Below are 12,122 nucleotides of genomic sequence, written 5' to 3' on the forward strand. Positions count from 1 at the left end.
TACTGGGTCGATGGGAAACGCCGAATCGCCCCCTGCCAAAAAGCTGCCTCAACCGATCAGGGATGCTGCCACGCTGGTGCTCTGGCGCCGGCGCGCGGGCAAGCTGGAAGTGCTGATGGGCGAGCGCCACGGCGCCAGCGCCTTCATGCCGAACCGCTATGTGTTTCCCGGCGGCCGCCTCGATCTCAACGATTACCGCATCCGCCCCTCGGTTGCCCTCAACCCGGTCAGCACGGCGCGGCTCGGCCGCTGCAAGGGCACCGGCCCACGCAAGGCCCTCGCGCTGGCCCTGGCGGCGATCCGCGAGACCTTTGAGGAAAGCGGCCTGCGCATCGCCGGGCCGGCCCAGCACACAAAGGCGCCGCCGCCCAGCTGGGCCGCTTTCTGCGCCGGCGGGCTGGCCCCCGATCCTTCAGCCCTCCTGTACATCTGCCGGGCCATCACGCCGCCGGGCCGGCCGCGCCGCTTCGATGCCCGCTTTTTTGCCGCCCCGGCCGAGCTGGCAAGCGGCGATCTGGTTCCCTCGGCCGAACTCGACAAGCTGAGCTGGGTGACCCAGGCCGATACCGAGGGCCTGCCACTGCCCGGCATCACCCAGTATGTGATCGCCAATCTGGAGCACTGGCTCAACGCGGCACAGGCCGGTGACCCGGCCCAGCGCGTGCCCTTCCATCGCATGCTCCGGGGCGAACGGCAGGTGGACTGGGAGTGACGCCGCCTGTGAAGTCCGCTGTGAAAGCCAGGGATGCCGCCAGCCTGGTGCTGGTGCGGCAGACGGCGGCGGGACCGGAAGTGTTGCTTGGCCGCCGGGCCGGCAAACACCGCTTCCTGCCCAACGTTTATGCCTTTCCGGGTGGTCGGGTCGATTTATCCGATAAATCAGAAATCCCGCTCAAACCATTAAATTTCATTAGTAAACCCCACTTCGAAGCCCTCGCGATTGCTGCCGTGCGGGAAACCTGGGAGGAAACCGGGATCCTGCTCGGCGCGCTCGAAAACGGGCGGCTGCGGCCAGACCTTTCAGGCCTGCACTACCTTTGCCGGGCGATCACCCCGGCCGAAAGCCCGATCCGCTTCCATGCCCGGTTTTTCCTGCAGGATGTCAGCGGCCTGCCGCTCAGCCTGGGCGGCTCGGGCGAACTGCTCGATCTGGCCTTCCGGCCGCTGGAAGCCGCCCTGCGGCTGCCACTGGCCGACATCACCGAGTTCGTCGTCCGGCTGGTCGGGCAACTCGGCCCCAGCCTCACTCCGGAACAAGCGGCGTTCTGGCGCTATCGCCGGGGTAAACCCATGATCCGCTGGCATAATCCTTAAGCGTTGACATCCCGGGGCGAATCCCTATGCTGCGCCGCCAATCCCAGCCGCACGCATTTTTGGAACCGAGTCATGGCCAAGCCGACTACCCTCAAGATCAAGCTTCTGAGCACCGCCGATACCGGCTTCTTCTACGTGACCAAGAAGAACCCGCGCACCAAGACCGAGAAGTTGTCGTTCAAGAAGTACGACCCGGTCGCGCGCAAGCATGTCGAATTCAAGGAAACCAAGATCAAGTAAGGTTTCCCGCGCCGGCATTCCGTCGCCAGGCTGCAGACACTAAAAAGCCCCGCTCGAAAGCGGGGCTTTTCGTTTTGGCTATCCGCTCAGGATCAGGATGCCGTCCGGTAAATGATCCGGTTGCGACCGCCGTTCTTGGCCTCGTACATCGCATCGTCGGCGCGCTTGAGCAGGCTGTCGGCGGTATCGCCGCCCTGCGACGAGGTGCAGCCGATCGAGCAGGTCACCGTCAGGTCGCCGGCGCGCGTCGTCACCGGCTTGCCGCCGATCGCCTGCAGCAGGCGATTGGCCACCACCTCCGAGGATTCCAGGTCAGTATCGGGCATCAGCACGACGAATTCTTCGCCGCCGAAACGGCATGCCATATCGATGCCGCGGATGTTGCGCACGATGCGGTTGCCCACTTCGCGCAATACCTCGTCGCCCACCGGATGGCCGTGGGTATCGTTCACCTTCTTGAAGTAGTCGAGATCGAGGATCGCCACGGCCGTACCATGCTGGCTGGCGCTCTGCGCCAGCAGGGTGGCCAGATGCGAGGCCATGTAGCGGCGATTGTAGAGCCCGGTGAGCGGATCGGTGACCGCCATCTCCATGCTCTGCTGGTAATGCAGGCGCAGGCGATCCTGGTAGCGTTTGCGGCGCACCTGGGCGCGCAGACGGGCGATGAATTCGTTGCGGTCGATCGGCCGCACTACATAGTCGGTGACGCCGATTTCCAGGCCCTTCACCAGCTGCTTCTGGTCGTCCGGCCCCACCAGCAGCAGGATCGGCACATTGCGCGTTTCCTCGGTGGTGCGGAACTGCGAGCAGAGCCGCAGGCCATCTGGATTCTGCAGGCCCAGGCTGACCACGACGGAGTCATATTCGACCTGGCGGGCACGATGCAGCGCTTCGAGACCATCGGCGGTCATCTCGGTACGGAACTGGCCTTCGATCATGCGCTGCAGGCGCAACTGGTCGCGCGGATTGTCTTCCACCAGCAGGATCTGCGCTGCGGCATAGTCCTCATCCAGACTTGGTACTGGCGGCGAAATCACGCCCAGCGAGGCCGAGGTGCGCTCACGCATGCGCAGTTCGTCGAGCATGAGCTTCACGCGCAGCAGCGAGCGCACACGCGCAAACATCGCGATATCGTCTACCGGCTTGGTGAGGAAGTCGTCGGCGCCGGCGCTCAGGCCCTGCACGCGATCCTCGGGGTCGCCCAGAGCCGTCACCATGATCACCGGGATATGTGCGGTGTCAGGGTCGCCTTTCAGGCGGCGGCAAACCTCAAACCCGTCCATGCCCGGCATCATCACGTCGAGCAGGATCAGGTCAGGCTTCAGGTTTACGGCTGCTTCAAGCGCCTCCGGCCCGCTACTGGCGGAGATCACCTCGTAGTATTCACTGGTCAGCTTTGCTTCCAGCACCTTGATGTTGGTGCGGATGTCGTCGACGACCAGAATGCGCGCGGTCATCGGATCACTCGGATGCTAGAGCTTAGGCCTTGGGCTCAAGAAACTGCTTCACCGTCTCGATGAATTTGCCCACCGAGATAGGCTTGGCAATATAGGCGTCACAGCCGCCTTCGCGCATCTTTTCCTCATCGCCCTTCATGGCGAAGGCCGTCACGGCAACGACCGGGATGCTGCGCAGGTTATCGTCTTCCTTGATCCACTTGATCACTTCCAGGCCGGAGACCTCCGGCAACTGGATGTCCATCAGGATCAGGTCCGGCCGGTGCTTGCGCACCATGGCCAGGGCTTCCATGCCATCCTTGGTCTGCAGGGTCTGGTAGCCATGGGCATCCAGCAGGTCGTGGAACAACTTCATATTGAGCTCGTTGTCCTCGACGATCAGTACAGTCTTGCTCATCAGCCCCCATCCCCGGATAGTATCTGCGGCCGTACGCGCCGTTTTCCCTGCGTATCCAGTATTTTGTAGCACCCCCTATCGGCCGGGCCAAGCCGTTTACCATGACATTCCAGCACCAGATGAGCCCCAAATCCCCTGATCCGACTGCGCTTCCCGCCCCGGTAGCCGAGCAACTGGCCGCCCTTGCCCTGAGACGAGGCCGTCCCCTGCTGATTGTCGATGCCGACGAGGTGCTGTTCTACTTCATGCGCGGCCTCGAACGCTTCCTGGAAAGCCGCAATCTCTACTTCGACTGGGCCTCCTATGCCCTGCACGGCAATATCCGCCAGCGCGCGGATAACGCCCCTGTCGCAGCGGAAATCCTCCACCCCCTGCTGCAGCGCTTCTTTGCCGAGGCAACGGAGGAGCTGGAACCTGTGGATGGCGCCGCGCAGGCCCTGGCCGTCCTGAGCGAAACCGCGCAGGTTGTGGTGCTCAGCAATGTGCCGATGCCGGCACGCGCCGCACGCCTTCGTGCGCTGGCCCGCCACGGCATGGATTTTCCGCTGATCGCCAATACCGGCCCGAAAGGCCCGGCAGTGGCCGTGCTGCTGCGGCAGGTAATGGCTCCGGCAGTCTTCATCGACGACATTCCGCACAATCACAAATCCGTGGCCGAGCTGGCGCCGGCCACCCACCGCCTGCATTACATTGCCGATACGCGCCTCGCTGCCCTGCTCGGACCGGCGCCCGACTGCCACCACCGCGCCGAAACCTGGCCCGATATGCAGCAGCATATCCAGGCCCTGTTGACGCAAACGTGACCGGAAGCGCCATGCGTATCGGCATCGATCTGGGCGGCACAAAAATCGAAGCCATCGCACTCGACCGTGATGGCGCGATCCGCGCACGCCGTCGCGTGCCGGCGCCGCGCGGCGACTATGCCGCGACACTCACTGCGCTCCGCGATCTGGCGCAGGCCGTGCAAAGCGAAGCCGGCGCCACCGGACCGATCGGCGTCGGCATTCCCGGCACGATTTCGCCAGCCACCGGCCTGATCAAGAATGCCAATTCGGTCTGGCTGATCGGTCATCCGCTCGACCGCGATCTGGCAGACGCGACCGGACGGCCGGTACGGCTGGCCAATGACGCCAACTGTTTCGCGCTGTCGGAAGCCAGCGATGGCGCAGGCGCCGGCCATGCCGTGGTCTTCGGCGCCATCCTCGGCACCGGCTGCGGCTCGGGCATCGTTGTCGATGGCCGTGCGCTGACCGGGCCGAATGCGATTGCCGGCGAATGGGGCCATAATCCCCTGCCCTGGCCGCAACCCGACGAACTGCCTGGTCCGCTTTGCTATTGCGGCAAGCGCGGCTGCCAGGAGACCTTCCTGTCCGGCACCGGTCTGGAACGCGATTTCCGCGAGCAGACCGGCCGTGACCTGAACGGTGCCGCAATCGTTGCGGCATCCGAGGCCGGCGATGCGCAGGCCGAAGCGGCGTTGCAGCGCTACGAACACCGGCTGGCGCGCGGCCTGGCCACCATCCTGAACGTGGTCGATCCCGATGTCGTGGTGCTGGGCGGCGGCCTGTCGAATCTCGAGAGGCTCTATCGCAATGTGCCGAAACTCTGGGGCGCCTTTGTGTTTTCCGATACCGTCAGCACCCCGCTGGTGAAGAACCGGCATGGCGACAGTTCCGGCGTGCGCGGTGCAGCCTGGTTGTGGCCGCCTGAATAGGGCTAGCAGGCGTCGCGCGGTTTGAGTTCCAGCAGCTTCAGTGTGGCGCGGATCGCATAGTCGCCGTAATCGAAGACGATATCGTCGGCCACGCCGTTTTCATACAGGCGATAGGCGATCTCGTAATCGGGGGTGTCCTGCGTCTTGTCCGAGGTGAAATAGGCCAGCCGGATGCGCCATGAACGCTGGCCCTTCAGCGGCGCCACAATCTCATTGGTGCCGGTTTCCACCGGCAATTCGCTGCCGATAAAACCGCCTACTTCGCTATATGCATCGGCCGAGGCGCCATCATAGACGCTGGCCTGCAACCAGTTGCCGCCGCTGCGCGCCAGCGCCAGCAGGCTCACGGTATGTTCGGTGGGAAACAGCGTCATCGGCGGCAGAGCCAGGTCGGTATCCTCAGGCAGCGTGAAATGCACATTGCCGCCATGGCTGTTCATTTTACCTTCGCCATTCAGCTCCTGCTCGACATCGCCGTTGACTTCGTCCCGCATCTTGAAGCGGAAGCTCTTGCCATCGAGCGCTTCCCAGGAATTCAGCACCATGTTGTTGAGGATCGAGCCATCATCGGTGGTGGTTTCGATCACGAAGCGCTGGTTCAACACGTAGCCGTCGCAGGCATGCACGAATTCCAGGCTGAGGCCGCCGGCGATGCCGCTGCGGTAATTGCGCGGATCGAGCCGGGCGACCGACAGGGTGTAGAGCGCGCGATGACTGACCAGATTGCGGGCAATGGCCTGCTTCTCGGCGCTGTCGACCGCATGGGAATTGCCACCCGGCACGGCAACAAGGCCAAGCAGCAGCAGAACCAGCGCCACGCGATACAGCGGGAATACTCGAATCCGGGCCATCATCCTGCGGCTATACCTGCCTGAACCTGGGGTGGGCAAAAAACGGTGTCCCAGAATAGCCTTAGCCGGAATGGAAAGGAACCGGTCGCTCCGTGTAAGATGGACTCGGCATTTGCTGGAGGTTGCATGGCCCGGCCGGTTGTATTCGTCACCCGCAAGCTGCCTCCCGCCGTGGAGGCCCGTGCCGCGCGCGATTACGACGCCCGGCTCAATGCCGACGACCGGATTTACACGGCCGACGAACTGGCCGCCGGTGCCCTGGGCGCCGATGCGCTGCTGATCTGCACGTCAGAGAAGATCACCGCCGGGCTGGTGGCACGCCTGCCCGGCAGCGTGAAAGCGGTTTCCACCTTCTCGGTCGGGCATGAGCATATCGATGTCGCTGCCTGTCGCGCGCGCGGCATCGTTGCCGCCAACACCCCCGGCGCCATGACCGAGGCGACGGCGAATATTGCCATGCTGCTGATGCTGGGTGCCGCCCGGCGCGGCTACGAGGCGCAGCAGATGGTGCGCCGGGGCGAATGGAGCGGCTGGACCTCGACCATGCTGCTGGGTGTCGATTTCAGCGGCCGGCGGCTCGGCATTTTCGGCATGGGACGGATCGGCCGGGCGGTGGCGCAGCGCGCCCGTGGCTTCGGCCTGACCATCCATTACCACAACCGCCGCCGTCTGCCGGCCGGGGAGGAACAGGGCGCGATCTTCCACGACAGCCTCGACGGCCTGCTGGCGGTCAGCGACATCCTGTCGATCAACGCGCCTTCCTCGGCTGAGACCCGCCATGTCCTGAACGCTGCCGCCATCGCCCGGCTGCCGGACGGCGCCATCGTGGTGAACACCGCCCGCGGCGACATGGTCGATGACGCCGCCCTGATCGCGGCACTGAAATCCGGCAAGCTGCGCGCCGCCGGCCTGGACGTGTTTGCCGGCGAGCCGCAGCTGAATACCGCGTATCTCGACCTGCCCAATACCTATCTGCTACCGCATCTGGGCAGCGCCACGGTGGAAACCCGCGACCGGATGGGCTTCATGGCGCTGGATAATATCGATGCGGTCCTGCAGGGCCGCCCGGCACCGCATGCCCTGTAAAAGCGGCGCTGCCGCGATTCGGCCATCCCGGTAACCATAAATATCCCCGGCAGGCCGGCAATTTCTGCCTCCGGCTTTTATCAATATTGTCAGTTTTCTGCCGTTTATACTCTGGCATATGCCTTGCTAAGTCATAGGCGAGGAATGATTGCCATGATGCCCGCTAACGATACACCGCTGCCAAACTGGACCCTTCCGGCTTCCGCCGGGCAGGCCAACAGCACCGCTCAGTCTGCCGGCCAATCGGCTGGTTTTGCCAGCCTGGTGCTGCGGCTGCGGCTGGCGCTTCGGCGCGACCCCGATCCGCTCAAGCGCAATCTGGTTGAGCAGATTCTCACGGCAGCGGCCGAGAGCGAACAGCAACTGATCGACCAGGCCGACCGCATCGCCGAGCTGGAAGCCCTTTCCACCACTGACGAACTGACCGGCCTGCCGAACCGCCGCGCCTTCGAAAGCTTCATGACCAGCGACCTGGCCCGCGCCCGCCGCGACGGCCATGGCGGCACGCTGGCCTTCCTTGATCTCGACCGTTTCAAGGCTATCAACGACCGTCACGGCCATGCCGCCGGCGATGCGGTGCTGTGTCAGATCGCGCTGCGCCTGCACCCGATCGCCCGCACCACCGATTGCCTCGCCCGTCTGCATGGCGACGAGTTCGTGCTGGCCATGCCCGGCGCGGCCCGCGAACAGGCGGAAACCCGTCTGGCCGAGCTGGCCATGCGCGTGGAACGGCAGCCGCTGCGCTTCGGCGATGCCCTGATCCCGGTCGGCATCAGCTACGGCCTTGCCGGTTACGACGGCAATACCGAATTGCAGACCCTGCTGCGCGAAGGCGACCGTGCCATGTACCTGCGCAAGCAGGATCGCCGCCGCGACTGACCCCTCCTCGACGACCGCTGCGCGTTGCCAGCCGCGCGCCATCCGGGCTAGACAGTATCATCCGTACTGCTCCACCCCAGGATAGCGCCAAGGACTGCCACCATGAGCCACGACGCCCGCCTCGCCGCCCTCAAGATCGACCTGCCCAATCCTGCCGCGCCGGCGGCCAATTACGTGCCGACCGTGATCGCCGGCAACCTGCTGTTCGTGGCCGGCCAGATCACCATCTTCAACGGCGAGGTGCGCCATATCGGCAAGCTGGGTGCCGGCCTCGACGTGGAAACCGGCAAGCAGGCGGCACGCCTGTGCGGCCTCAATATTATTTCGCAGGCCCGCAACGCCCTGGGCGGCAGCCTCGACCGCATCAGGCGCTGCGTGAAGGTTGGCGGTTTCGTCAACTGCACGCCCGACTTCATCGACCACCCGCAGGTGATCAACGGGGCCTCCGATCTGATGGTGGAAGTGTTCGGCGATGCCGGCAAGCATGCGCGCTTTGCCGTCGGCGCCGTGTCGCTGCCGCGCGGCGTGGCCGTGGAAGTCGACGCCATCTTCGAGATCGCCTGAGCCGATGAACGGTATGGTCGCCGCCCGGCTGCATGCCAGCGGCCTGAGCCTGCCGCCGGCGCCGCCGCCGGTGGCGACCTATGTCGGTTTCGTCACCGTCGGCAAGCTGGTGCATGTCGCCGGTGTCGGCCCGACCTGGGGGCCGGAGATTCGCTATCGCGGCAAAGTCGGGCGCGAACTCAGCTTCGAGCAGGGTTATGCCGCGGCACGACTCACTGCGCTGAATCTTTTGGCCCATATGGAGGTGGCCTGCGGCGGTGACCTTGACCGCATTGCCTGTTGCGTCAAACTGCTGTGCCTGGTCAACACGGTGCCGGATTTCATCGACGCGCAGAAGGTCGCCAATGGCGCCACCGACCTGCTGACCGATCTGTTCGGCGTCGAGAACCGGCCGGCGCGGACCACGACGGCAGCCCCTTCGCTTCCCTTCGACATCGCCTTCGAGGCCGATGCCGTTTTTCTTCTGCATTGAGAGCATCGCATGCCACGCATGGATACCCCGAAATGGCTGACCAAAACGCCGGTGGCGCACCGCGGCCTGCATGACATCGCCAAGGGCGTGCCGGAGAATTCGCTGCTCGCTTTCCGCAAGGCGATGGAAGCCGGCTACGCCATCGAGACCGATGTGCGCATCACCGGCGACAAGCAGGTGGTGGTGTTCCATGACCCCGACCTCAAACGGCTTTGCGGCCGCGATGGCATCGTCTGCCGGATGCCGCTGGCCGATCTGAAGCCGCTCACGCTGCTCGGTACCGCGGAAACCGTGCCGAGCTTCCGCGATCTGCTCGACCTGGTGCAGGGTGCTGTCCCGCTGGTGGTGGAGATCAAGAAGGACAAGGGCGAGCCGGTCGGTCCGCTGGAAACCAGCGTCGCCCGCATGCTGCAGCATTACCCCGGCCCTTTCGTGGTGCAGTCCTTCAATCCCCGCACCGTGAAGTGGTTCGAGAAGCATGCGCCGCAGATCGTGCGCGGACAGATCTCGACCGACCTTGCCAATATGACCAAGGGCCTTAACTGGTTTACCCGGATGCAGCTGAAACGCGCCCTGATGACCGGTTACGGCAATCCTGATTTCCTCGCCTATGACGTGCGCGACCTGCCGTCGGAGATCACCGCGGCAGCGCGGCGGCGCGGCCTGCCGATCCTGAGCTGGACGGTGCGCACGCCTTCCGAACGCGCCCGGGCCGCCGCCCATGCCGATAATGTGATCTTCGAGGATTTGTCGACCCAGGCATGATTGTATTGGCATGACAGGTCGCGCAGCGGGGGCAGCAAGAAAAATCACGGTTCGGGCGCTGGGGCAGATCGCCGAACTGCCGGCGGCCGACTGGGACCGCTGCGCCGGCGACGAGAATCCCTTTGTCGCCCATGCCTTTCTCGATGCCCTGGAACAATCGCGCTGCGTCACGCCGCGCACCGGCTGGCAGCCCACGCATCTGGTGGCTGCGGATGAAGCGGGCTGCGTCATCGGCGCGCTGCCGCTCTATATCAAGGGCCACAGCCAGGGCGAATACATCTTCGATCACGGCTGGGCCGAAGGCTATGCCCGTGCCGGCGGACAGTATTACCCCAAGCTGCTCTCGGCCGTGCCTTTCTCCCCTGTCACCGGACCGCGGTTTCTGGTCGCGCCGGGGCAGGATTTCGCCAGCGTGGCCGGAGCCCTGCTGCAAGGTGCGCGCGAGATCGCCACGCGCTATGGCCTGTCGTCGCTGCATGTGAATTTCCTCACCGAGCGCGAAGCCATCTGGGCCGAAGGCAATGGCCTGCTGCTGCGGATCGGCGAGCAGTTTCACTGGAACAACGACTCTTACGCCGATTTCGATGCATTTCTGGCGCAGTTGGCCTCGCGCAAGCGCAAGGCCATCCGCAGGGAGCGCCGCGAGGCGATCGAGACCGGTATAGAGATCCAGGCCCTGCAGGGCGATGCGCTGACCGATGAGCACTGGGATGCGTTTTTCGACTTCTACATGGATACCGGCAGCCGCAAATGGGGCCGCCCCTATCTGAACCGCGATTTCTTCCGCCGCCTCCATGCCACGATGGCCGACCGTATCGTGCTGGTAATGGCGCGGCGCAAGGGGCACTGGATCGCCGGCGCCTGGAACATGCTGGGCCGCGATACGCTCTATGGCCGCAACTGGGGCTGCATCGAGTATCACCCCTGCCTGCATTTCGAATGCTGCTATTACCAGGCCATCGACTATGCGATTGCGCATGGCCTCGCCCGCGTCGAGGCCGGCGCCCAGGGCGAGCATAAACTGGCGCGCGGCTACCTTCCCGTGCCGATCCATTCGGTGCACTGGATGGCCGAGCCGGCCTTCCAGGAGGCCGTCGCCCGCTTTCTGAAGGAAGAGCGCGCCTACATGACCGGCATGATTGCCGCACTGGACCAGCATTCACCCTTTCGTCAGGTGACGGAGCCTCAGGAAAGCGAATAGTCTGTCCCCCGGACCCGGGATAACATCGGGCAATGGCTGGGAGGAACAGGACATGGCGGGATTACCGCACGACGGCGGCTGCATCTTCTGCAAGATCGTCCGGGGCGAGGCCCCGAGCTTCAAACTCTACGAAGACGATCTCAGCTTCGCCATCATGGATATCAACCCGTTCAATCACGGCCATGCGCTGGTGCTGAGCAAGGGCCACTTCCCCAATCTGTTCGAGGCCAGCGACGAAAGCGTTGCCGCCGTGGCACGCACCGCCAGGAAGATCGCGGTCGCCGTGGCCGACGCGGTGACCAACGACGGCATCAACATCGTGCAGGCCAACGGCCCGGGTGCGGCACAATCGGTGCCGCATTATCACGTCCATGTGCTGCCGCGCCGGCTCGGCGACAATGCGAAATTGAACTGGAGCCTGGCACCCGGCGACCACGAGGCCATCGCCAGGCAGGCGGCGGATATCAGGGCCAGGCTCTAGGCGCGCCCCGTGATGAGGGACGCGCCGTGAAACTCCGGCCGCTTCTGGTGCTGCCGTTCCTGCTGCTGACTTTGCCCGCGGCAGCCGAAGATTATGCCGCGCTCTGCCGCGAGGAGGCGCAGCGCGGCCTGACCAAAGCCTGCCAGAAAGCCATTGCCGCCAGCCCGCGTGACCCGGAACTGCATGCCCTGCTCGGCCATGCCTATTTCGCCAGCGGCTTCTACGCCGAGGGCCTGCAGGCCCTGCGCGATGCGGTCGCGGTCTCCAATGGCGCAGCGGCCTATCGTTACCGCTTTGCCGGCTTTGCCGCGCTGATCAACGAATATCCGCAGGCCGCGCAGGAACTGGAACTGGCAGTAGCCGATGAGCCGGGCAACCTGAAGGCCTGGACCCTGCTGGCCGACTGCTATCGTTATATGAAGGATCAGAAGCAGGCCCTGCGCGCCGGCCGCAAAGCCGCCGAGCTGGGCGATCCGGCGGAGGCGTATGTGCTTGCCAGCCGCTACAGCAGCGGCGATGGCGTGACCGCAGATCCGGCCCAGGAACTGCGCTGGCTGGAGCGCGCCGCCAGGGCCGGCTATGTGGCGGCGATGCAGGATCTGGCCCGCCTCTATGCCGATGGCCGCTCCGGCATCCCGCCCGACGCCGACAAACGCAAATACTGGGAAAAGAAAGCGCGCAAACTGGAATGACGCCCGGCG

16 protein-coding genes are annotated in these 12,122 nt (G+C 64.7%); 13 read left to right on the forward strand and 3 right to left on the reverse strand.

Annotated elements, in window-relative coordinates; genetic code table 11:
- Positions 1-10: 10 nt before the first annotated feature.
- From OJJ21_RS07255 to rpmG, 3 genes are all read left to right on the forward strand, one after another.
- Entirely contained in the window at positions 11-712 is a 702-nt protein-coding gene (locus OJJ21_RS07255; RefSeq protein ID WP_297684616.1) for an NUDIX hydrolase, read from the forward strand.
- Positions 713-732: 20 nt separating this feature from the next.
- On the forward strand, positions 733-1,314 hold the full coding sequence (locus OJJ21_RS07260; protein WP_297684698.1) for an NUDIX domain-containing protein: 582 nt from the start codon (positions 733-735) through the stop codon (positions 1,312-1,314).
- 72 nt (positions 1,315-1,386) lie between these two features.
- Positions 1,387-1,554 carry a 50S ribosomal protein L33 gene (gene rpmG, locus OJJ21_RS07265; RefSeq protein WP_297684618.1) on the forward strand — a complete coding sequence of 56 codons (168 nt, stop codon included), beginning with the start codon at positions 1,387-1,389 and terminating at the stop codon, positions 1,552-1,554.
- Between the two features lie 92 nt (positions 1,555-1,646).
- On the opposite strand, the gene OJJ21_RS07270 is transcribed toward rpmG, so the two are convergent.
- Together OJJ21_RS07270 and OJJ21_RS07275 are read right to left on the reverse strand one after the other, a co-directional pair.
- Complete coding sequence (locus OJJ21_RS07270) at positions 1,647-3,011, reverse strand: PleD family two-component system response regulator (protein ID WP_297684620.1); 1,365 nt, start codon at positions 3,009-3,011, stop codon at positions 1,647-1,649.
- Between the two features lie 22 nt (positions 3,012-3,033).
- Positions 3,034-3,408, reverse strand: a complete 375-nt coding sequence (locus OJJ21_RS07275; RefSeq protein WP_290808765.1) for a response regulator — start codon at positions 3,406-3,408, stop codon at positions 3,034-3,036.
- A 101-nt stretch (positions 3,409-3,509) separates the two neighbouring features.
- Between OJJ21_RS07275 and OJJ21_RS07280 the strand changes: the two genes are divergently transcribed.
- Complete coding sequence (locus tag OJJ21_RS07280) at positions 3,510-4,211, forward strand: hypothetical protein (RefSeq protein ID WP_297684625.1); 702 nt, start codon at positions 3,510-3,512, stop codon at positions 4,209-4,211.
- 11 nt (positions 4,212-4,222) lie between these two features.
- Positions 4,223-5,122, forward strand: coding sequence for an ROK family protein (locus OJJ21_RS07285; protein WP_297684627.1), 900 nt, complete (start codon positions 4,223-4,225; stop codon positions 5,120-5,122).
- Between the two features lie 2 nt (positions 5,123-5,124).
- Here OJJ21_RS07285 and OJJ21_RS07290 read toward each other — a convergent pair whose 3' ends face one another.
- Positions 5,125-5,976 carry a DUF1849 family protein gene (locus OJJ21_RS07290; RefSeq protein WP_297684629.1) on the reverse strand — a complete coding sequence of 284 codons (852 nt, stop codon included), beginning with the start codon at positions 5,974-5,976 and terminating at the stop codon, positions 5,125-5,127.
- A gap of 123 nt (positions 5,977-6,099) precedes the next feature.
- On the opposite strand from OJJ21_RS07290, the gene OJJ21_RS07295 reads away from it, so the two are divergent.
- The 8 genes from OJJ21_RS07295 to OJJ21_RS07330 all read left to right on the forward strand — a co-directional run bounded on the left by OJJ21_RS07295 (position 6,100) and on the right by OJJ21_RS07330 (position 12,113).
- The gene (locus tag OJJ21_RS07295) at positions 6,100-7,059 is read left to right on the forward strand and encodes a D-glycerate dehydrogenase (protein ID WP_297684631.1); all 960 of its coding nucleotides are present in this window, start codon (positions 6,100-6,102) and stop codon (positions 7,057-7,059) included.
- 153 nt (positions 7,060-7,212) lie between these two features.
- Entirely contained in the window at positions 7,213-7,938 is a 726-nt protein-coding gene (locus OJJ21_RS07300) for a GGDEF domain-containing protein (RefSeq protein ID WP_297684633.1), read from the forward strand.
- 102 nt (positions 7,939-8,040) lie between these two features.
- Positions 8,041-8,502, forward strand: a complete 462-nt coding sequence (locus OJJ21_RS07305; protein ID WP_297684635.1) for a RidA family protein — start codon at positions 8,041-8,043, stop codon at positions 8,500-8,502.
- Between the two features lie 4 nt (positions 8,503-8,506).
- Positions 8,507-8,974 carry a RidA family protein gene (locus OJJ21_RS07310; protein ID WP_297684638.1) on the forward strand — a complete coding sequence of 156 codons (468 nt, stop codon included), beginning with the start codon at positions 8,507-8,509 and terminating at the stop codon, positions 8,972-8,974.
- An 18-nt stretch (positions 8,975-8,992) separates the two neighbouring features.
- Positions 8,993-9,739 carry a glycerophosphodiester phosphodiesterase gene (locus OJJ21_RS07315; protein WP_297684640.1) on the forward strand — a complete coding sequence of 249 codons (747 nt, stop codon included), beginning with the start codon at positions 8,993-8,995 and terminating at the stop codon, positions 9,737-9,739.
- A gap of 10 nt (positions 9,740-9,749) precedes the next feature.
- Positions 9,750-10,940 (forward strand): GNAT family N-acetyltransferase, encoded by a 1,191-nt coding sequence (locus OJJ21_RS07320; RefSeq protein ID WP_297684641.1) that lies wholly within the window; start codon positions 9,750-9,752, stop codon positions 10,938-10,940.
- Positions 10,941-10,992: 52 nt separating this feature from the next.
- Positions 10,993-11,421, forward strand: coding sequence for an HIT family protein (locus tag OJJ21_RS07325; protein ID WP_297684643.1), 429 nt, complete (start codon positions 10,993-10,995; stop codon positions 11,419-11,421).
- A 26-nt stretch (positions 11,422-11,447) separates the two neighbouring features.
- Complete coding sequence (locus OJJ21_RS07330) at positions 11,448-12,113, forward strand: hypothetical protein (RefSeq protein WP_297684645.1); 666 nt, start codon at positions 11,448-11,450, stop codon at positions 12,111-12,113.
- Positions 12,114-12,122 lie beyond the last annotated feature (9 nt).

Source organism: Ferrovibrio sp., from assembly GCF_025869515.1.
Classification (GTDB): domain Bacteria; phylum Pseudomonadota; class Alphaproteobacteria; order Ferrovibrionales; family Ferrovibrionaceae; genus Ferrovibrio.

Coding starts and splice junctions, on each gene's coding strand:
- OJJ21_RS07255 (WP_297684616.1), top strand. CDS start 11: ATGGGAAACGCCGAATCGCCCCCTGCCAAAAAGCTGCCTCAACCGATC.
- OJJ21_RS07325 (WP_297684643.1), top strand. CDS start 10,993: ATGGCGGGATTACCGCACGACGGCGGCTGCATCTTCTGCAAGATCGTC.
- OJJ21_RS07285 (WP_297684627.1), top strand. CDS start 4,223: ATGCGTATCGGCATCGATCTGGGCGGCACAAAAATCGAAGCCATCGCA.
- OJJ21_RS07270 (WP_297684620.1), bottom strand. CDS start 3,011: ATGACCGCGCGCATTCTGGTCGTCGACGACATCCGCACCAACATCAAG.
- OJJ21_RS07290 (WP_297684629.1), bottom strand. CDS start 5,976: ATGATGGCCCGGATTCGAGTATTCCCGCTGTATCGCGTGGCGCTGGTT.
- OJJ21_RS07315 (WP_297684640.1), top strand. CDS start 8,993: ATGGATACCCCGAAATGGCTGACCAAAACGCCGGTGGCGCACCGCGGC.
- OJJ21_RS07275 (WP_290808765.1), bottom strand. CDS start 3,408: ATGAGCAAGACTGTACTGATCGTCGAGGACAACGAGCTCAATATGAAG.
- rpmG (WP_297684618.1), top strand. CDS start 1,387: ATGGCCAAGCCGACTACCCTCAAGATCAAGCTTCTGAGCACCGCCGAT.
- OJJ21_RS07300 (WP_297684633.1), top strand. CDS start 7,213: ATGATGCCCGCTAACGATACACCGCTGCCAAACTGGACCCTTCCGGCT.
- OJJ21_RS07295 (WP_297684631.1), top strand. CDS start 6,100: ATGGCCCGGCCGGTTGTATTCGTCACCCGCAAGCTGCCTCCCGCCGTG.
- OJJ21_RS07305 (WP_297684635.1), top strand. CDS start 8,041: ATGAGCCACGACGCCCGCCTCGCCGCCCTCAAGATCGACCTGCCCAAT.
- OJJ21_RS07320 (WP_297684641.1), top strand. CDS start 9,750: ATGACAGGTCGCGCAGCGGGGGCAGCAAGAAAAATCACGGTTCGGGCG.
- OJJ21_RS07280 (WP_297684625.1), top strand. CDS start 3,510: ATGACATTCCAGCACCAGATGAGCCCCAAATCCCCTGATCCGACTGCG.
- OJJ21_RS07310 (WP_297684638.1), top strand. CDS start 8,507: ATGAACGGTATGGTCGCCGCCCGGCTGCATGCCAGCGGCCTGAGCCTG.